The 17,437-nt window shown below is 29.7% G+C and carries 22 protein-coding genes and 1 pseudogene; 9 read left to right on the top strand and 14 right to left on the bottom strand.

The window, feature by feature from the left end:
- Positions 1 to 99 precede the first annotated feature (99 nt).
- Together ACSUE0_RS01960 and ACSUE0_RS01955 are read left to right on the top strand one after the other, a co-directional pair.
- Positions 100 to 957: a LysR family transcriptional regulator gene (locus ACSUE0_RS01960; RefSeq protein WP_069792602.1), complete on the top strand. Its 858-nt coding sequence runs from the start codon at positions 100 to 102 to the stop codon at positions 955 to 957.
- A 240-nt stretch (positions 958 to 1,197) separates the two neighbouring features.
- Positions 1,198 to 1,776 (top strand): recombinase family protein, encoded by a 579-nt coding sequence (locus tag ACSUE0_RS01955; protein ID WP_069792603.1) that lies wholly within the window; start codon positions 1,198 to 1,200, stop codon positions 1,774 to 1,776.
- 603 nt (positions 1,777 to 2,379) lie between these two features.
- Here ACSUE0_RS01955 and ACSUE0_RS01950 read toward each other — a convergent pair.
- Together ACSUE0_RS01950 and ACSUE0_RS01945 are read right to left on the bottom strand one after the other, a co-directional pair.
- A pseudogene (locus ACSUE0_RS01950) lies at positions 2,380 to 2,613 on the bottom strand (HTH domain-containing protein); the annotation flags it as partial.
- Between the two features lie 40 nt (positions 2,614 to 2,653).
- Complete coding sequence (locus tag ACSUE0_RS01945) at positions 2,654 to 3,841, bottom strand: FAD-dependent monooxygenase (RefSeq protein WP_069792604.1); 1,188 nt, start codon at positions 3,839 to 3,841, stop codon at positions 2,654 to 2,656.
- Between the two features lie 123 nt (positions 3,842 to 3,964).
- Here ACSUE0_RS01945 and ACSUE0_RS01940 point away from each other — a divergent pair, with 123 nt between their 5' ends.
- Positions 3,965 to 4,486, top strand: coding sequence for a TetR/AcrR family transcriptional regulator (locus ACSUE0_RS01940; protein WP_069792605.1), 522 nt, complete (start codon positions 3,965 to 3,967; stop codon positions 4,484 to 4,486).
- A gap of 210 nt (positions 4,487 to 4,696) precedes the next feature.
- On the opposite strand, the gene dmpI is transcribed toward ACSUE0_RS01940, so the two are convergent.
- From dmpI to ACSUE0_RS01905, 7 genes are all read right to left on the bottom strand, one after another.
- Positions 4,697 to 4,882: a 4-oxalocrotonate tautomerase DmpI gene (gene dmpI, locus ACSUE0_RS01935; RefSeq protein ID WP_119604117.1), complete on the bottom strand. Its 186-nt coding sequence runs from the start codon at positions 4,880 to 4,882 to the stop codon at positions 4,697 to 4,699.
- A 49-nt stretch (positions 4,883 to 4,931) separates the two neighbouring features.
- Positions 4,932 to 5,678: an SDR family oxidoreductase gene (locus ACSUE0_RS01930; RefSeq protein WP_069792559.1), complete on the bottom strand. Its 747-nt coding sequence runs from the start codon at positions 5,676 to 5,678 to the stop codon at positions 4,932 to 4,934.
- A gap of 69 nt (positions 5,679 to 5,747) precedes the next feature.
- On the bottom strand, positions 5,748 to 6,143 hold the full coding sequence (locus tag ACSUE0_RS01925) for a MerR family transcriptional regulator (RefSeq protein WP_119604118.1): 396 nt from the start codon (positions 6,141 to 6,143) through the stop codon (positions 5,748 to 5,750).
- A gap of 863 nt (positions 6,144 to 7,006) precedes the next feature.
- Positions 7,007 to 7,645: an NAD(P)-dependent oxidoreductase gene (locus ACSUE0_RS01920; RefSeq protein ID WP_069792561.1), complete on the bottom strand. Its 639-nt coding sequence runs from the start codon at positions 7,643 to 7,645 to the stop codon at positions 7,007 to 7,009.
- Between the two features lie 200 nt (positions 7,646 to 7,845).
- Entirely contained in the window at positions 7,846 to 7,977 is a 132-nt protein-coding gene (locus tag ACSUE0_RS01915) for a DsbA family protein (protein ID WP_119604119.1), read from the bottom strand.
- Between the two features lie 96 nt (positions 7,978 to 8,073).
- Positions 8,074 to 8,502 (bottom strand): Rrf2 family transcriptional regulator, encoded by a 429-nt coding sequence (locus ACSUE0_RS01910; RefSeq protein WP_069792562.1) that lies wholly within the window; start codon positions 8,500 to 8,502, stop codon positions 8,074 to 8,076.
- A gap of 223 nt (positions 8,503 to 8,725) precedes the next feature.
- Complete coding sequence (locus tag ACSUE0_RS01905; RefSeq protein ID WP_069792563.1) at positions 8,726 to 9,763, bottom strand: 2,3-butanediol dehydrogenase; 1,038 nt, start codon at positions 9,761 to 9,763, stop codon at positions 8,726 to 8,728.
- A 224-nt stretch (positions 9,764 to 9,987) separates the two neighbouring features.
- Between ACSUE0_RS01905 and ACSUE0_RS01900 the strand changes: the two genes are divergently transcribed.
- Genes ACSUE0_RS01900 through ACSUE0_RS01885 form a run of 4 tightly spaced genes read left to right on the top strand, consistent with a single transcriptional unit; the run spans position 9,988 to position 12,456 of the window.
- The gene (locus ACSUE0_RS01900; RefSeq protein ID WP_069792564.1) at positions 9,988 to 10,746 is read left to right on the top strand and encodes an SDR family oxidoreductase; all 759 of its coding nucleotides are present in this window, start codon (positions 9,988 to 9,990) and stop codon (positions 10,744 to 10,746) included.
- A 30-nt stretch (positions 10,747 to 10,776) separates the two neighbouring features.
- Entirely contained in the window at positions 10,777 to 11,097 is a 321-nt protein-coding gene (locus ACSUE0_RS01895) for a hypothetical protein (RefSeq protein ID WP_031884069.1), read from the top strand.
- 45 nt (positions 11,098 to 11,142) lie between these two features.
- Entirely contained in the window at positions 11,143 to 11,490 is a 348-nt protein-coding gene (locus ACSUE0_RS01890) for a MerR family transcriptional regulator (RefSeq protein WP_069792565.1), read from the top strand.
- 27 nt (positions 11,491 to 11,517) lie between these two features.
- Positions 11,518 to 12,456, top strand: coding sequence for a low temperature requirement protein A (locus ACSUE0_RS01885; protein ID WP_069792566.1), 939 nt, complete (start codon positions 11,518 to 11,520; stop codon positions 12,454 to 12,456).
- Between the two features lie 105 nt (positions 12,457 to 12,561).
- Here ACSUE0_RS01885 and ACSUE0_RS01880 read toward each other — a convergent pair whose 3' ends face one another.
- The 3 genes from ACSUE0_RS01880 to ACSUE0_RS01870 form a co-directional block, all read right to left on the bottom strand.
- Positions 12,562 to 13,077 carry a type 1 glutamine amidotransferase domain-containing protein gene (locus ACSUE0_RS01880; RefSeq protein ID WP_436955994.1) on the bottom strand — a complete coding sequence of 172 codons (516 nt, stop codon included), beginning with the start codon at positions 13,075 to 13,077 and terminating at the stop codon, positions 12,562 to 12,564.
- Positions 13,078 to 13,154: 77 nt separating this feature from the next.
- The gene (locus tag ACSUE0_RS01875) at positions 13,155 to 13,556 is read right to left on the bottom strand and encodes a winged helix-turn-helix transcriptional regulator (protein ID WP_069814782.1); all 402 of its coding nucleotides are present in this window, start codon (positions 13,554 to 13,556) and stop codon (positions 13,155 to 13,157) included.
- A complete protein-coding gene (locus ACSUE0_RS01870) occupies positions 13,553 to 13,900 on the bottom strand; it encodes a winged helix-turn-helix transcriptional regulator (protein ID WP_436955835.1) in 348 nt (115 codons plus the stop codon). The genes ACSUE0_RS01875 and ACSUE0_RS01870 overlap by 4 nt, the downstream gene beginning before the upstream one ends.
- A 113-nt stretch (positions 13,901 to 14,013) precedes the next feature.
- On the opposite strand from ACSUE0_RS01870, the gene aldA reads away from it, so the two are divergent.
- Both aldA and ACSUE0_RS01860 read left to right on the top strand, forming a co-directional pair.
- On the top strand, positions 14,014 to 15,438 hold the full coding sequence (aldA, locus tag ACSUE0_RS01865; protein ID WP_069814786.1) for an aldehyde dehydrogenase: 1,425 nt from the start codon (positions 14,014 to 14,016) through the stop codon (positions 15,436 to 15,438).
- Between the two features lie 18 nt (positions 15,439 to 15,456).
- The gene (locus ACSUE0_RS01860) at positions 15,457 to 16,374 is read left to right on the top strand and encodes an AEC family transporter (RefSeq protein ID WP_069792571.1); all 918 of its coding nucleotides are present in this window, start codon (positions 15,457 to 15,459) and stop codon (positions 16,372 to 16,374) included.
- 126 nt (positions 16,375 to 16,500) lie between these two features.
- Here the strand turns inward: ACSUE0_RS01860 and ACSUE0_RS01855 are convergent, their stop codons facing one another.
- Both ACSUE0_RS01855 and ACSUE0_RS01850 read right to left on the bottom strand, forming a co-directional pair.
- On the bottom strand, positions 16,501 to 16,596 hold the full coding sequence (locus ACSUE0_RS01855) for a type I toxin-antitoxin system Fst family toxin (protein ID WP_119614036.1): 96 nt from the start codon (positions 16,594 to 16,596) through the stop codon (positions 16,501 to 16,503).
- Positions 16,597 to 16,816: 220 nt separating this feature from the next.
- A complete protein-coding gene (locus ACSUE0_RS01850; protein ID WP_119614035.1) occupies positions 16,817 to 17,371 on the bottom strand; it encodes a helix-turn-helix domain-containing protein in 555 nt (184 codons plus the stop codon).
- Positions 17,372 to 17,437: the final 66 nt, after the last annotated feature.

Below are 17,437 nucleotides of genomic sequence, written 5' to 3'. Positions count from 1 at the left end.
TTTTAGGTTATTAGAAACATAATTAACAATATATATTTATTTATGATATTATATATTAAAATATATGAATTGATGGGTGATTATTTGGAGTTATTACATTTGAAATACTTTCAAAATGTTGCTAATACAGAACATTTAACAAAGTCATCTGAAAAATTACATGTGGCTCAGCCTGCATTAAGTAAAATCATTAAAAATTTAGAGGAAGAATTGGGTGCAGAACTTTTCGATAGAATTGGAAGAAATATAAAATTAAATACATATGGAAAAATATTTTTAAAACACGTCGATCAACTTTTTTATGAAATTGAAGTTGGTGTTCAAAAAATTGAAGATTTAAAAGAAAAAAATAGAGGAAGCATCTTTTTTACAGCTTCTTCAATCGATAAAAATTTTAGTGAAGTTATTAAAAACTTTTCTAAAACGTTTCCTCATATAAATCTATTTATAAAACAAAAAAGATTTGACTCTGAAAAAATTAATTTATTGCTAAATAACAAAGTAGATTTTGCTTTTGTTAATAAAGAAATAAATAATTCACAAATAATAACAGAAGTTTTAATGAAAGAACGTGTATATCTAGCAGTAGCAACAAAACATCATTTAGCAAGAAAAAAAAAGGTTTCTATTAATGAATTAGAAAAAGAATTTTTTGTTAAATTAAATTATGATTCTAATTCGGCATATTTATATGACGAATTAGAAAAATTATTTCTTCCAAACATAACTTGCCAATGTGATGATGAATCATCATTGATAAATTTAGTTGAGCAGGGATTAGGAATAGCTTTTATATCACATAATCTTATCAATAATAGCTTACTACCCGTAAAATTAATTGAAATAGAAGAAGCAAAATATACATCTTTTTTACGTTTAGCATGGAAAAAAGAAAATTATATGTCCAAAGCTAAAGAAAATTTTTATAATTATATAATAAATAATATAAATCAATAGTTAAAAATATTATTAAAAGAAAGAGCAACAATATATAGAATATTAAAGAAATAAGTACGAAAGGACGTATTAATACGTCCTTTTTGCAATTTAATAAGGGGAATTACTGCAATATAAAAAGGAAAGTGACAATTTAGACATAGAATTGTATGTTCAAAAACCCAACAAAAAATCTATGTTCACAAAAGGCCTTGTAATTAAGTTATGATACACTGGATATGTATATAGGAGATTTGTATTTTGAAAATAGGTTATGCAAGAGTTTCAACTGGATTACAAAATTTGAATTTACAGGAGAATCGATTAAACGCATATGGTTGTGAAAAGATATTTAACGACCATATGAGTGGTTCAAAAAGTAAAAGGCCTGGTTTAGATAAAGCAATTGAATTTGCGAGATCAGGAGATACGGTTGTTGTTTGGAGACTAGATAGACTAGGACGTAACATGGAGTATTTAATCACATTAGTTAATGAACTTAACGAACGAGGCGTGAGTTTTCATAGTTTAGAAGAAAATATAACGATGGATAAATCAAGTTCTACTGGACAATTGTTATTTCATTTATTCGCAGCATTTGCTGAATTTGAACGTAATTTAATTTTAGAGCGTTCTTCAGCTGGTAGAATTGCAGCTCGTGCTAGAGGACGCTATGGTGGAAGACCTGAAAAATTGAATAAGCAAGATTTAAATTTACTCAAAACACTTTATGATAATGGAACACCAATCAAAAAAATTGCAGAACAATGGCAAGTTTCCCGTACAACTATGTATTGTTATCTCAATAAATTAGAGAGAATAGAGAATATAAAAAAGTAGAGCAACTATTCAATTTTACTAAAATGAATCTACTAAATAATTTTATATATCATTAACGCATAAAATACCTGATTTAAAATTGCTCGATGCAAATGAAGGCTTCTCACAGCGTCTCAAAACTCATAATGTATTATTGAGTTGGAATTTTAATAAAACACAAGAAAAAAGAATGCTAATTCGCACTCTTTTGCATACTGCTAAACCATACAAATAGAAGCAGTACTTTACAAGTATCTTTAAATGTTTATCCAAGGTAGGCCCTAAATATGCGAAATCAAGGTATTTATATATTGGTCTTTAATCGGTTTAACAGGATTCGACAGAGAGATAGCATATCCAATTATGATTGTACTTAGAATCTTTGAATTAGTAGTAATGAGCAATAACCAAAAAATAACCATTCCCAACTTTTTTGATCGATTAGGTAGAATGGTTATTTTTGATTTACTGAAAGGCTTCCGTCTTTCGAACAGAATCATTAGGGCAAAGTGATAGAGCATATTGCCCTTTCTATAATAACTTCATTGTAGCTTAAATTATTACTTTGTTCTAATAACTCTTAATTAGCCATTGTATCGGCTACTTTTAGATTTATTTATTGACTTATCCTTTTTTTATAATTCTATACACTGTAGAACGACTCACTCCAGTATGTTTCGCAATTTCTTCTCCAGTAAGTTTTTGTTCATCGTATAAGAATTTAATCTCTCTTTTCTTATGATCAGGTAATGAAGGTCTTCCGCCTTTTAGCCCTCTTGCTCGTGCTGCTTCTAAACCTTTCTTCGTACGTTTACTTAATAAGTTAGCTTCAAGTTCCGCAAATGCACTCATCCAAATTTTTAGCATGGTGCTCAAATCAATAAAATACAAAAAATATCTATAAGCTAGGATAATTTATAACTCTAGTTATATCTATCACATCATTAGCACTATGCTCATCATCACTTCTTTTACTCATCTGTTCTAAAATAGCATTTCTTTTTTTTATTTCTTCATCATCTTTGAGCGCTACAATTGAAAAACTATCCTCTTGTACTACCTCTTGATTTGCCTCTACAAATGGCTTCATGGCTCTTTCATAGGCTTCAAAAGCGTCATCTAACGTTTCATTTATTTTTAACTCATTTGCTAAAATATACGACCCTATCATCGCTAAACTTGATCCTTGACCTGTTAAAAAAGAGGGTGCATGTGCTGCATCTCCGACTAATACTATATTATTTTTGGACCAAGTATCCATGATAATTTGAGTTGTCGTGTCGAAAAATATACTTTCTTCTTCATCTAAACTCTTTAACATGTTAGGAGTAATACCTTCCAAATCTTTAAATTTTTCTTTTACAATTTCTCGTTGTTTTTCTTCATCTCTATGATTAACTAACAATTCATTGGGTTCATAAAAAACTAAAAAGGCATGTATAAAACTTTCGTCTTTAGTAGCGTACATAACTGATGTTTTCGCATTTTCTGAATAAATCCATCCTTCTTTGTACATATTCAAATTATTGGCCATGGAAAATCCAGTGAAATTATAGCCTAAATATTTTGTGTAGTTTTCTTCGTGACCAAATGTTAATTTTCTTGTATTAGAATGAATGCCATCCGCACCAATAATTAAATCATAAATTTCTTTATTACCACTTTCAAATTCTACACTTGCGAAAGTGGTATTTTGAATAACACTTTTTATGGAATCACCATACAAAATATTAATGTTTTCTTCTTTTACAAGTTTATATAACTCATTTGTTAAATACCCTCTAGGTATTTCAATATCATCATGTTCTTTCATTGACGTATCTGGTAATTGCCCTACCAAGTTGTTTTTTCTATCTAAAAACTTGATTTTCATATTATCTAAACTTTTTGTTTTTAGAGAGTCATATATCCCCATCATCTTGGATATATTTATTGCACTTCCTCTTACATCTATAGGATAACCTCCTCCTCTAATTTCTTTGGCTTTTTCAACAATTGTTACTTCAAAGCCATTATTATTTAACCAATATGCAGAAGTAAGTCCTGCAATGCTAGCTCCTGATATTAAAACTCTTTTATTTTCCATATATATCATCCTCAAATATTTTTGGCACTAAGTGCCACGCGTTTAATATACTCTATTTGGCACTTAGTGTCAAATAGAAACCATTATGCTATAATATTATTAAATCAATTTGGAGGTAAAATAATGTCAATAGATACTAGAAATCATATACTTAAAGTTGCAAACAACCTCTTTAAAGAACATGGATATAGCCATACCAGTATGGATAAAATTGCAAATGAATCTGAAATCTCACGACGTACACTTTTTAGACTTTTTAATTCTAAAAGTGAGATTTTATACTTAAGTAATGAAGACGTATTAAAAGATACTATTGAAAGATTGTTAGGTAAAACATTCACATTGCAATCCTTCATTCAAAAATTAATAAAAATATTAGATAATGCGTCATATTCAGATAAAGTAAATTATATGGAAACAATGAAACAACTTAAATACGAACCTGATTTTCAGTCTCAGACACTGTATAAAATATTAAAGCTGATACCTTCTCTTTCATTTAGTGATGAAGATCATCATGACATATTGAAAGGCGCTTTCTTTGGGAATATATTCATTGCTTGGGCAAAAATAATAGAAAACCCAAACATTGATTCTTTAGATATTCTTAAAAACCAACTTATTGAATTTGAAAAAACTTTGTGAATAAATTTTCAGTTACTGATATACATTTTTGTTTACATCAAGAAATAACTTGCATTAATCAGATATATATACTGTATATAGAATTAAAAAGGAACAAGCATAATTACACTATTATGCTTGTTCCTTTTTAATTCTATATAAGATATTTGAAATGATAAATCTATGAAACGTATTATTTATTTTTTAATATTAAGTGATAGAACATAAACACTATTCTTGATCACTTAATAATTTTCCTCCAGAACCCACGTTATCTAAGTTGTTTTCTTTTAAAATAACATAATATCCTTCTTTAGGGATTCCAGTAATACGTGAAGCAGTTTCTGTTAATTCCTCAACTAATTGTTTTTTTTGATTTTTTGTTAAATTTAGTGTTTCTAATTTTAAAATTGGCATAATGGTCATCCTCTTTTCTATATAAGCTCTTTTTTGATGTTTTCTTTACTTACCATTCTTGGTTCGTAGGTCTAACGATAAGTTCATTAACAGCGACGTTAGAAGGCTCATTTATTGCAAATGCTATAGCTCTAGCCATATCATTAGGTTCTATTGTGGTTTCATATACAGAAGATACATTACCTTCTACATCCGAATCAGTAATCGTTTGAGTTAAATTAGTATTAGTAGCTCCAGGACAAATAATAGTAGCTCTAATATTACTATTTTGAGATGATTCCTCCATACGTAATCCCTCTGTAATAGCTCTTACAGCAAATTTTGTTCCACTATATACTGCACTACCAGGAGTAACTAAGTGTCCAGCTACAGAAGATATATTTATGATATGACCAGAATTTTGATTTCTCATTCTAGAAATAACTGAATAAATACCGTTTAAAACACCTTTAATATTTACATCAATCATTGAGTTCCATTCATCTATCTTCTTATTATGCATTAAAGATAATGGCATAACTCCAGCATTATTAATTAAGACGTCTATTCTTCCATAATTATCAATGGCAAACTGTGCTAATTCATTTACTTCTTTAATATTTGTCACATCTGTTTGTTTATATTTAACTTCATTACTATCTTGTGACAATTCCTTTGAAATTTCTTTTAACTTTTCATTGTTTCTTGCTGCTAATACTAATTTTGCGCCCTGTTGTGCTAATGATGTGGCGGTTGCTTTTCCTATACCACTTGATGCGCCCGTTATAAGGATTACTTTATCTTTTATATTATTCATATTATTCATATTATACGCCTCCACTAATTAAATATATAATTAATGGTAAACCTTGAACTACACTTTAGGTCAAATAAGGCAATCCTTGTTTATAATATCTGTAATAACATTACGTGATAATTCATCATAAACACCTAATTTATAGTTAATCTGATCTAGACAATCTAACTTGCTTTTAATTTCATTTTTTATACTTTCCTTGTGTTCACTTAAAATTTCACGTCTTTTTTCTATCGTAGAATGCCCTTGCTTAAATAAAAAAACATAATGCTTTATATCCTCAATCCCCATATCTGTTGCTCTTAACAATTTAATAAATTTCAACCATTCTATATTTTCATCGGTATACGTACGATTTCCATTCTTGTCTCTTTTCACAATAGGTAATATACCTTCCTTTTCATAATACCTCATTGCTGAACTATTAATTCCCACTATTTTTTCAACATCTTGAGTATAGTACATTAATCATCACCCTCTTTAAAGTTACTTTAACAAAAACATTCGAAATATTACAATATTAATATATGAAATTAATTTTAATATGAAGCTGAAAAGGACAGTTAAAGTGAAAAAGAAATAAAGTTGAACTTATTTCATTTTTGACACAAATCTTCTTAACCATAAATTAAGAGGATTTTCTTGAACATTTAAGTATATAAACTTGTGTTATAATCAATGTATCATAAATATCGAAAGTCATGAGTTTTTAGACGATGAGAGACGCGTTTATTTGCATCGAGAATTATATTTCGTTAATAAATACTCATAAAACGATTACAGAGGTGTATGTGATTTACCCATATATCACATGTTATTTTAGAATATAGTTTAAAGCCTCCATCAATGGAAGGCTTTTTTAACGCTATCATCACTTTAAAATACATTGTTATTTTCTGAAAATTTTGTTAAAATTCATAATTAAACACTAGTATTTCTTATCCTAGTGTTTGTCTATTGTTTGTAATCCTTACTGCTTAAGAGGATTATTTAATAATGGGAGGCTTTTTAATCACTTCTTTACTAAAGCTCATTGTATTGTAGTTGTCTCAGCCTTCCATCACCTTTAGTTTTAGAATAAATAATTACGAGCAAGTGAGGGTTTTAAGATACCCTTGCTTGTTTTTTGCCCAAATTTAAGCCGAACCCTAATAATACAAGAAAAAACACTTATAAAATACTGCATTCATTTGCATGATTAGAGCATACCTTAAACACTCAGTCGTTTCATTCTAAAATGTTTCATATATACAGATTTAGTGTTGAATTTTTTGGACATATAAAGTTATATAATTTATTAGTATTTTTGTCTTTTCAATTATATTTTCTTAATTATTTTCTGATACCACAGTAAAACGTTCATTTTTATGCTGGGGATTTTCTATCTCATCCACTAGTGCAAATGCAAAATCTGCATAACTAACATAACTATTGCCTTTAGAGTTAATTAATAAATTGTCTTTGCCTGCTTGATAGTTTTCAGTTTTAGGACCATCAGCATCAAAATTTGCAGATGGACTAAGAAATGTCCAAGTAATATCTTTAGAAGTTTTTAAATCTTCTAAATTTCTACCTTGTCCTTTTGCAGTTGGCACAAATATTTCAGGAAATTCAGGTGTATCTATTAACTTAGTTGTTTGTGCTTCATCAACGTATAAACTACCTGCACCACCAACGATAATTGCTCTTGTATCAGATCCTTTTAATGCTTCAATAAGTGCACGGCCTGCTTTCACATGTGCTTCTTCTTCACCAAGAGGCGCACCAAATGCATTAATAACTACATCTAAATCTTTCAAGTCTTCCGAAGTAATATCATATATTTCTTTTTCTAAAACATTTATATTACTATTTGATAATTTTGAAGCATTTCTAACAATTGCTGTTGCATCATGACCTCTTTTAATTGACTCTTCTAATACAAGGCTTCCAACTTTTCCACTTGCCCCAATAATTCCAATTTTCATAATAAATTCCTCCTAATTTTAATTATTAAAATATATTTAATAAAAATAATAATAGAGCTAAAGCACCTATTATGAGTGATAAACAAACATCTTTAATACGTTCACCTGATTTCATTCTTACTGTCAGAGTGATAATTTGTATGAGTCATTAACAGAATGTAATTGCGTTAATGGTTTTTGGATATCAGCTCAAATGTTTGTCATTCTATAGATACATTACCATCTGTTTCTTTTATTGCTTTTTCAAGTTGGTCCTTACCTATAAAACAAAAAGGACAACTATAATCAGAATAAATACTCGCTTTCAATGAAAAAGTAATTTCTCCTTTCAATAATGTTTATTGAGGTGATTAATACAGTTTTATCTAATTTAAGCAAACCCTACTTGTAACTGTAAGTATTACAGTTACAAGTAGGGGTGGATATATTTATCCATTGTTTACTAGAATTTTGTTCATTATATTTTCTAATGTTACACTTTTTAATACTGTCTCCATTGCATCCTGTGCACTTTCCAAAATAACTTCCAATACAATTTGTATGTTTGCACCAACTGTACAGTTAATATTGGTATCTTCATGTATTTGGAATAAATTGCCTTGTTCAACAACTTCTACAGATCTATAAACATCAAATAATGTAATCTCGTCTAATGATTTTAAAAGCTTAACTCCTGCACTTCCATGAGACACTTCAATAAAGCCAGCCTTTTTAAGTTTTCCCATCAATCTTCGAATAACAACAGGGTTCGTATTCACACTTTCTGCAATTTGATTCGATGTTAAAGTATAATTTTTTTCGATTTTTATTAAAGTCAGTATATGAATAGCGACCGTAAAACGACTACTTATTTTCATATCAATCACCTCTTGTAACCATTGTAGTTACAAGATAACGCATTGTCAACTCCTTTTTATTTTATTTATTAAAATTAAATGCAATCGATTTATAAAATTCCATGATGTTTATAATTATCCTAAAGGTCTTTTTAGCTATTCAGATACAACATCTAGTTAAAAACAAAATATTTTAAAATAAAAAGGAGTATCTCTAAACTAAAGAGGCTCCTTTTTATATTTTTTATAATTTAACGAGAATTTTTGCTTGTGATTTATCATTTACAAGTTGTTCAAAGCCTGACTTTACAATATCATTTAACTCAATCTCATCAGTAACTACATCTTTCACTTTTAAATTGCCTTCGTTGATTAAGTCTATTGTTTGCTGAAATGTAGTAGGTGTATAAGCAATTGTAGAAGTAAGTTTTACTCCTGTATTAGTTAACTGCATTGGATTCCACTCGATGGGATGTCCGAATATAGAAACTATAACAACTGTGCCTCTTGCTTTAGTAACGTCTATGGCAGATTTAAGGGTTGGTGCTACACCAGCTACTTCAAATGCTACATCAACGCCATTATCAGTGTATTCACTAATAATATCACTTGGGTTTGATTCACCAGAGTTTATCGTATAAGTAGCACCTACTGCTTTAGCTTTATTAAGTCGCTCCTCCGATAAATCGAAAACAAATATTTTGCTAGCACCAGCTGCTTTGGCTGCTATAGTTGTTAATAAACCGATTGGCCCTGCACCAAAAATAGCAACAGTATCGCCAAATAGAACTTCGCCTTCTTTAATTGCTTGAACTGCAACAGCCGTTGGTTCTACAAGGGCACCTTCTTTATCAGAAACATTATCTGGTAATTTATAAACATTCTCTTCTGGGGCGTTTGTAAATTCTGCAAATCCGCCATCAGAACCTAATCCTATAAATGAATAACCATCATAAAGGTCAATATTTTCTTCTTTTTCACGATTTGAAACTGTAGGATTAATGACAACACGATCGCCTTTATTAAATTTTGTAACCTTAGAACCAATATCTTCTACTACGCCTGCAAATTCGTGTCCTAATGTAACGGGTGCTTTTTGGCCAAGGAACGGGTCTGGTTTATCTGTTGAAATAAATATAGGGCCTTCTAAGTATTCATGTAAATCTGTACCACAAATGCCAGCCCAAGATACTTTAACTTTAACCTCATTATCTTGTAACTCTTTAGATTTTCGATCTTCAACTCGTACATCCTTTTGACCATACCAAACTGCTGCTTTCATTGATAGAACCTCCTTTATTATTTGTTTTAATGATATGCTTTTTCAAAGATCCTTTCAAATCAACTGAATTAAATAATAAAATATATTATATATTAATGTTTTAGTGTAACTCTTATAGTGAAGTAGAGAAGTAAATAAAAAATTCAGAAATTGTTGTTAAAGTATTGCTTTATATCGCACTCTAAGGTTTATGATAAGAAATATATTCAAAGGAGGTTATATATATGGGTAAATTTAATAGTTTGAAAGACAAAGTTATAGTTATTACAGGTGGGGCAAAAAATCTAGGTGGACTATTAAGTACGGAATATGCGAAAGATGGGGCAAAATTAGTTATTCATCATCATGACGAGAAGTCTTTAGATGATGCAAGAGAAACACTTTCAAAAGTAGAAGAATTAGGTGGAGAAGCTACATTATTTTCTGGAGATTTAACTAAAGTAAGTAATATTGAAGCCTTATTTCAACATGCGGAGAAGACATTTGGAAAAGTCGATATTGCAATTAATACCGTAGGAAAAGTTCTTAAGAAACCCATAGCAGAAACGACTGAAGAAGAGTTTGACAGTATGGCAGACATTAATTCAAAATCAGCGTATTTCTTTATCAAATATGCGGAAAAGTCTATGAACAATGATGGAAAAATCATTACACTTGCGACTTCGTTACTTGCAGCTTACACTGGCTTATATTCAACATATGCAGGCGAAAAAGCACCAGTTGAGCATTATACACGTGCAGCGTCAAAAGAGTTTATGGACAGAGGGATATCTGTTAATGCTGTAGCGCCAGGTCCAATGGATACGCCATTCTTCTATCCTCAAGAGGGGGAAGATGCTGTTGAATTCCACAAATCTCAAGCACTCCATAATCAACTTACAAAAATTGAAGATATTGCACCAATTATTACTTTCTTAACTTTAGATGGTTGGTGGATAAATGGACAAACATTATTCGCTAATGGTGGATATACGACACGTTAATCTACTTAAATTTATAAGGTGGTTATTAATATGTATTATTTTTTAGCAATATTTAAAGAAAATGAAACAGATATAAAGATTATTACAGAACACAGAGTCGTAGATGATAAGCATGTATCTCTCCCAACTAATAATTACGTTAAATCTTTAGCAGAAGAGATTATTGATCTTTCTCATCAAAACAACTTATTTCATAATGACATTAAACGAATTGGTTTGAAAATAGATGATCCTGAATTTATCGGTTATGATACTATCACAACATTAAAAAATGACATGGAATCCACATTTGGATTTGAAGCTATTATCCATAATGGATATGAAGAACTATTAGTACAACTGATTAAATAGGCAAAAAGGTGACTTTATAAAGTCACCTTTTTTAGGAGGGTTAGTATGCAAGTTAAACAAGTAGCTGAAAATTTAGGTTTAAGTGAACATACGATTCGATATTACGATAAAGCTGGGCTATTTCCATTTGTTTCAAGAGATAAAAATGGTTATAGAGATTTTTCAAAAGAAGATTTATATTGGATTGAATTTATAAAGTGTATGAGACAAACACATATGCCTGTATCAAAGTTAAAAGAAATTGCTGAATTATATCATCAAGGTAGTTCAACTAAAATGAAACGTAAAGATATATTTTTAGAGCATCAAAAAAATTTAATAGACCAAAAAGGATTAATAAACAAAGGTCTCCAAACATTGGAAGAGAAGTTCAAACTATTAGATGAAGAATAAATAAAAATATAATTTCAGGAGTGGAAAATGGAAAAGAAAGAAGTCAGTATGACAGAATTATTTTTTGATTTAATATTTGTTTATATCTTATCAACAATTAACCAAACAGCAGAAGGTATTTCACATAACTTAATGTCTTTAGAAGAACTGGGAAAAAGCTTTATGCTTTTTCTTGTATTCTTCTCCATATGGGTTTATCGTACACTTTTAGTTAATAGATTTTTTAATCAAAAATGGTATCAATATATTTTTGTATTTATAGATATGTATCTAATAGTTATATTATCTAAAGCGATAAATGGTGATTTCCAACAAACATTTATACCGTTTGTCTTAATGTCAGCCTTGATATATTTAAGTATTTTCATACAATATTTCTTAAATTATAAATTTGGCAATGCGCAAGTAGATAAGAAATTGGTTTTAGCCTATACGACTGGCTTATTGTTATCAATTACTTTTTCTATAATATCTATAATATTACCATCCACGGTTAATTTTTGGGTATATTTTATAGGGATTCTTATTGTAGCTGTATTTCCACTACTCTTTTATAAAATTTCATATCAAAACCCTATATTTTTTAATCATTTGACTGAACGATTAAGCTTATTAGTAATATTATTATTTGGCGAAGGACTCGTTTTATTAATACAAAATATTGAGTTAACACAATTGAATATTTTGTATATGTTGTGTTTTGCCTTTATTACATGCTTGTTTATTGTATACGTTTACCACTATAAAACGACTGACAAAAACACAACAAATAAAACTGGTTTCACAACAATTTATGTACATTTGTTATTAATATTCTCATTAGATATGTTGTTTCTGATAATGAATAAGCTATTATCTCATGAACACTTAAACATATTTGAAATATATGGTTTTATACTATTTTTGATTCTATTTATAGCTAGTTTATTAACTAATATATACACTCATAAGAAAGAAGAAGCATAACATATGTTATGCTTCTTCTTTCTTATGCATGTATATTGTTACAAACAACCACTGGGAACAGGCCTTCTATCCTAAACTTATTATTAAGAATATCAAGTACTATTACTATTTCAATGAATTTAAAATTGCATTATTAAACTCATTGAGATCATCTGGCGTTCTACTAGTAATTAAATTTCCATCAATCACTACTGGCTGTTCTAAAATTTTTGCCCCCGCATTTTCTAAATCCTTCCTAACCGAAATAAAACTTGTAAGTTCTTTCCCTTTAATTAAATCAGTATCTATTAGTAGCTGCGGACCATGACAAATAGCAAAAGAAGGTTTGTCTTCTTCTAAAAAGTGTTTAGTAAATAAACCGAATTTACCTTTTTCATCAGAACGTAATAAATCTGGAGAAAATCCTCCAGGTAACAGTATGCCGTCAAATTCTGAAGGAATCGCGTCTTCAATACTTTGATCAACTTTATATTCCGTACCATGCTTACCTGTTATAATTTGTTTGTTATCCTCACTGATAATTGTTAAAGTATGCCCTTCATTTTTCAAAGCTTCTTCAGGACTAGTTAATTCAATATCCTCAAATTGATCAGTAACCAATACAGCTATATTCGCCATAATATCTCTCCTTTATCTTGTTTATATACATAATTTTACAGTTACTAGAGTATAAAATAAATAACGCACAATTTTGTGCGCTATTCTTGTTTTTCTGAAATATTATATTTAGGTGTTAATTTTAACTCTTCTATTCGACGCTCTCCCCAATCATACATTGTATCGATAATAAACATTAAGCTTTCACCTATTGAAGTCAAAGCATAAAAGGTATATTGGCGGTGGTTTATTGTTTCATTATACCTATAAATAACTCCATCTTCCTCCAATTCTCTCAACTGCTTAGTCAATATACGATGTGTAATCTTAGGTAATAAACGCATTAACTCATTGAAATGATAAGCACCTTCATGTCCTAAATGGTATAAAATAACTATTTTCCATTTTCCACTGATAATTGAAAGTGTATATTCTTTTGAACAACTATAATCTCCATTTTCTAGCCTTTGTTTTACATCCTCTCTTATATTCATATCTCTCATTGTTTATCCTTCTTTTCTCCATGATTATATAAATAAATGCCCCAGTTATATAATTCTTCTACTAATGGTTTTAGAGATTTTCCTAATTCAGTTAGTCTATAATCTACTTTAGGTGGCATAACTGGATAAATGGTACGTGTAATAAGTCCATCTTTTTCCAATTCTTTTAGCTGATTGATTAATACACGTTGATGTGCGTTTGGAATAGCTTTTTCAATTTGGTTTAAGCGTAATGGTTCTTCTCGTAATAACTCCCATACAATCATAAGTTTCCATTTCCCACCAATAATATTTAATGCAAGTTCTTTTTCGCAATTAAAACTTTGATTTTTAAATTCTATCAATTTATTCAACCCTTTCACAATTTATACTGTTAAATTAATCAGTATATCAATTTGCACTCTGTATTTACTTAATGTTACGTAAAGATTATATTATAACAAAAGGAGGTCATTATATGAATAAATTATTTATAAATGGTCAATTTGTAGAAAGTAATTCTACAAATCAATTAGAAGTTATTAACCCAGTTACAGAGGAAATAATCAATACAGTTACTTTAGCAAATGAAAATGATACTAAAAAAGCAATCAATGGTGCTAAAGAGGCACAATTGAAATGGGAACAGGTTAATATTGTAAAAAGAGCTAAAATTGTTCAAGATTTAGCTGAGCAATTAGAAAAAAATAAGAATGAATTGGCTGAAATTTATGTTGAAGAACAAGGTAAACCACTATATGCAGCCATAGGTGAAATAGAGAAATCTATTGAGTATATTAATTACATGTGTAGTTTAGCTAGAAAAAATAATGGAGAAGTTTTACAAAGTGAAGTAGAAAACGAGACAATTATATTAACTAAAAAACCTGTAGGTAATACTGCTGGTATCATTCCTTGGAATGCACCTATTTTTGTTTTAATGCGAAAACTTATTCCAGCTTTAGTTACTGGTTGTTCTATTGTTATAAAACCAAGTGAGGAGACACCATTTGGCGCGTTTAAAATTGCTGAATATATCCAAAAGACTCACATTCCAAATGGTTTAGTCCAAATCATAACAGGAACAGGTTCAGAAGTTGGTAACTTATTATCACAAAGTGAAGACATTGAGCTCATCTCAATTACAGGTAGTACTGGTGCCGGTAAATCAGTTATGGCAAGTGCAGCAAATAATGTAAAAGGCGTGAACTTGGAACTTGGCGGTAAAGCGCCTGCGATTGTTACAAAGAATGCCGATATTGAAAAAGCAGCTAGTTATATTGTACAAGCAAGAATTAATAACAGCGGCCAAGTATGTACATGCCCGGAACGTATCTATGTAGCAAAAGATATCTTTGATGAATTTATAACACTCGTTAAAGACAAAATGAATAAAGTTCAGCCTGGAGATCCCTATGATAAAGATACGACAATGGGTCCTATTATTAATCACAAACAATTAGACTCAATAAACGAAAAAGTACAAATTGCAGTAGCTGAAGGTGCCACGATAGAATTAGGTGGACACATCTTAGATAGAAAAGGATTTTTCTACGAACCAACAATTTTAACCAACCTTTCCAAAGATTCTATAGTTATGAAAGAAGAAATTTTTGGCCCTGTACTTCCAATCGTAAGTTTTGAAAACTTTGAAGAAATATTAGATGAAGCAAACAATTCTGATTATGGCCTTTCTTCTTATATTTTTACAGAAAATCTAAAAGAAGCGATGTTAGCAAGTGAAAGACTAAAATTCGGCGAAGTTTATGTTAACTGTGAAGCCGAAGAAGCTATTGTTGGTTATCATGCAGGATGGCGTCAATCAGGACTTGGTGGTGCAGATGGTGTGAATGGTTTTGAAGAATATTTAAATACAACCGTAACCTATATTCGTTATGAGTAGGTTAGGAGATTCATTAGTATGATAACTACAGTTATAGATCAATGTTTAATACTATTAATATTCCTCGTCATTGGTTTTCTATGTAGCAGAAAAAATTGGATTCATAAAAAACATATGAGCAGTTTATCGAATTTATTAACTAATATTGTATTACCAGCAGCTATATTAACTAGCTTTAACGTTAATATAGCTGCTTATAATTTGAATTTCTTTGTTACAATCATTTGTATCAGCTTATTCTTAGTAGCTTTTCCCTTTCTTCTTTCTAAATTGCTTGTTTCCTTCACGCACATGGAACTAGCACTGAAAAAGGTATGGATCGGTTGTTCCACATACTCAAATATACTATTTATAGGGATTCCTATTATAGGTACACTATATGATGAAAAAGGCTTATTTATACTTGTCATTTACAATACAATATCTAATTTATTTTTATTTACATTAGGTATAAGATTATATAAAAATGATGTTAACTTTAAATCTATAGGCCCATCACTATTAAGCCCTGCACTTTTAGCTTCTTTTTTAGGCATCTTACTATTGATATTAAATGTTTCATTACCTAAAACATTAACTACTGCACTGGATGAATTGGGGAGTATGACTGCTCCTTTATCTATGATTATTACAGGTGCTTTGTTTGGGTTAATCAATATTAAGAAATTTATGGTCTCCAAAAATATCTATATTTTTTGTTTTGTACGTCTTATCGTGATACCTGGGCTTGTATTTGTAATTTTAAATACGTTTATAACAGATAAAGTTATTTTAGGTGTAATGGTGCTTTCTGCAGGGATGCCTGCCGGGGCTACCAATACATCCTTAGCAACGATATATTCTGATAAGGGGCCTGAAACTTCTCAATATGTGGTTATGTCTTCGATACTATGCATCATAACATTACCTATTTTAATGTATGTACTGTCATTGTAAATTTCTCACTTTGCATTCCTCTATACTATGATGTTATAATGCAATTAACAAAGATTATCAGGCATGTATGCACCAAACCCCCTTACTATGGCCGTAGTAAGGGGGTTTTTTGGTGTGGCTAGTCGCCTATTCGTCATTACGCTTGAGTAGCCAATGCGCAAATAGCGCAACGAGACAACCACTTGCTGCTGTGGTCATGATGTTTACAAAGATTTCAGACATCGCGTATGCACCTCCTCTCTACGTCAACTTGACGCCTGAGAGATAGGCGACTCCACTATTATACCATCTGTATCTTTTGAAGCATATCTACTTCCGATAAGTTAAATTATGATAATAATGAAAAAATTTTGGAATTAAAATAGGATGAAGATAAAAAAATCATTAACTACTTTTTTTATCTTCATCTTGAATAATAACTTTATAAAAATAAGTTAAAAGTCTATTTGGAATACTGTATTGTTGCTATTAAAGATAAGTTATTTTCACTTTCATTTATATAAGTATGTTGCACATCAGACTTAAAATGTATCGCTTGTTCTTGTTCAACTTTATGTCTAATCCCATTTATATCAATTTTCAAAGTTCCTTCTGTTACTATGATGTACTCATCTGAATTATTAAAATGGCCTTCTGAATACATATAACTTTTAGGTTTTATCGTCATTTTAAACATTTCAAAATCACTTTCTGAATTAAATGGAAAATAAGGATAAATTGCCACTGACTGATCATCATTATATATAGGTACTAATTCTTCTTCTTCAATTTTATTAATATCCCCTATGTTATAAGCAACTAATTGAGATAATGATATATGCAAACCATTAGCTATTTTAGATAAAGTCATAATGCTAGGGTTTGACTGTCCCTTTTCAATTTGACTTAACATATTCTTACTTACACCTGTTAAATTAGATATTTTATCTAAGCTCATATTATATTTATTACGATAATCTAAAAAATTTTTAGCTACTACCATATTGATGTTGTTCATTTTTTCCTCCTCTTTACATTATAACGAACATATTGTACCATATAAATATGCTTTATTACATTTATT

This window comes from Staphylococcus sp. AS1337, assembly GCF_051408735.1.
Classification (GTDB): Bacteria; Bacillota; Bacilli; order Staphylococcales; family Staphylococcaceae; genus Staphylococcus; species Staphylococcus xylosus_B.
Note: the sequence above shows the minus strand (reverse complement) of the source record. Positions and strands in the feature narration are given on the sequence as shown.

What these genes read in the sequence shown, in the direction of transcription:
- ACSUE0_RS01900 (WP_069792564.1), top strand. Translation starts at nt 9,988, where the DNA reads ATGGGTAAATTTAATAGTTTGAAAGACAAAGTTATAGTTATTACAGGT.
- ACSUE0_RS01875 (WP_069814782.1), bottom strand. Translation starts at nt 13,556, where the DNA reads ATGAGAGATATGAATATAAGAGAGGATGTAAAACAAAGGCTAGAAAAT.
- ACSUE0_RS01930 (WP_069792559.1), bottom strand. Translation starts at nt 5,678, where the DNA reads ATGAATAATATAAAAGATAAAGTAATCCTTATAACGGGCGCATCAAGT.
- ACSUE0_RS01890 (WP_069792565.1), top strand. Translation starts at nt 11,143, where the DNA reads ATGCAAGTTAAACAAGTAGCTGAAAATTTAGGTTTAAGTGAACATACG.
- ACSUE0_RS01940 (WP_069792605.1), top strand. Translation starts at nt 3,965, where the DNA reads ATGTCAATAGATACTAGAAATCATATACTTAAAGTTGCAAACAACCTC.
- ACSUE0_RS01860 (WP_069792571.1), top strand. Translation starts at nt 15,457, where the DNA reads ATGATAACTACAGTTATAGATCAATGTTTAATACTATTAATATTCCTC.
- ACSUE0_RS01885 (WP_069792566.1), top strand. Translation starts at nt 11,518, where the DNA reads ATGGAAAAGAAAGAAGTCAGTATGACAGAATTATTTTTTGATTTAATA.
- dmpI (WP_119604117.1), bottom strand. Translation starts at nt 4,882, where the DNA reads ATGCCAATTTTAAAATTAGAAACACTAAATTTAACAAAAAATCAAAAA.
- ACSUE0_RS01895 (WP_031884069.1), top strand. Translation starts at nt 10,777, where the DNA reads ATGTATTATTTTTTAGCAATATTTAAAGAAAATGAAACAGATATAAAG.
- ACSUE0_RS01855 (WP_119614036.1), bottom strand. Translation starts at nt 16,596, where the DNA reads ATGTCTGAAATCTTTGTAAACATCATGACCACAGCAGCAAGTGGTTGT.
- ACSUE0_RS01920 (WP_069792561.1), bottom strand. Translation starts at nt 7,645, where the DNA reads ATGAAAATTGGAATTATTGGGGCAAGTGGAAAAGTTGGAAGCCTTGTA.
- aldA (WP_069814786.1), top strand. Translation starts at nt 14,014, where the DNA reads ATGAATAAATTATTTATAAATGGTCAATTTGTAGAAAGTAATTCTACA.
- ACSUE0_RS01905 (WP_069792563.1), bottom strand. Translation starts at nt 9,763, where the DNA reads ATGAAAGCAGCAGTTTGGTATGGTCAAAAGGATGTACGAGTTGAAGAT.
- ACSUE0_RS01925 (WP_119604118.1), bottom strand. Translation starts at nt 6,143, where the DNA reads ATGTACTATACTCAAGATGTTGAAAAAATAGTGGGAATTAATAGTTCA.
- ACSUE0_RS01850 (WP_119614035.1), bottom strand. Translation starts at nt 17,371, where the DNA reads ATGAACAACATCAATATGGTAGTAGCTAAAAATTTTTTAGATTATCGT.
- ACSUE0_RS01910 (WP_069792562.1), bottom strand. Translation starts at nt 8,502, where the DNA reads ATGAAAATAAGTAGTCGTTTTACGGTCGCTATTCATATACTGACTTTA.
- ACSUE0_RS01945 (WP_069792604.1), bottom strand. Translation starts at nt 3,841, where the DNA reads ATGGAAAATAAAAGAGTTTTAATATCAGGAGCTAGCATTGCAGGACTT.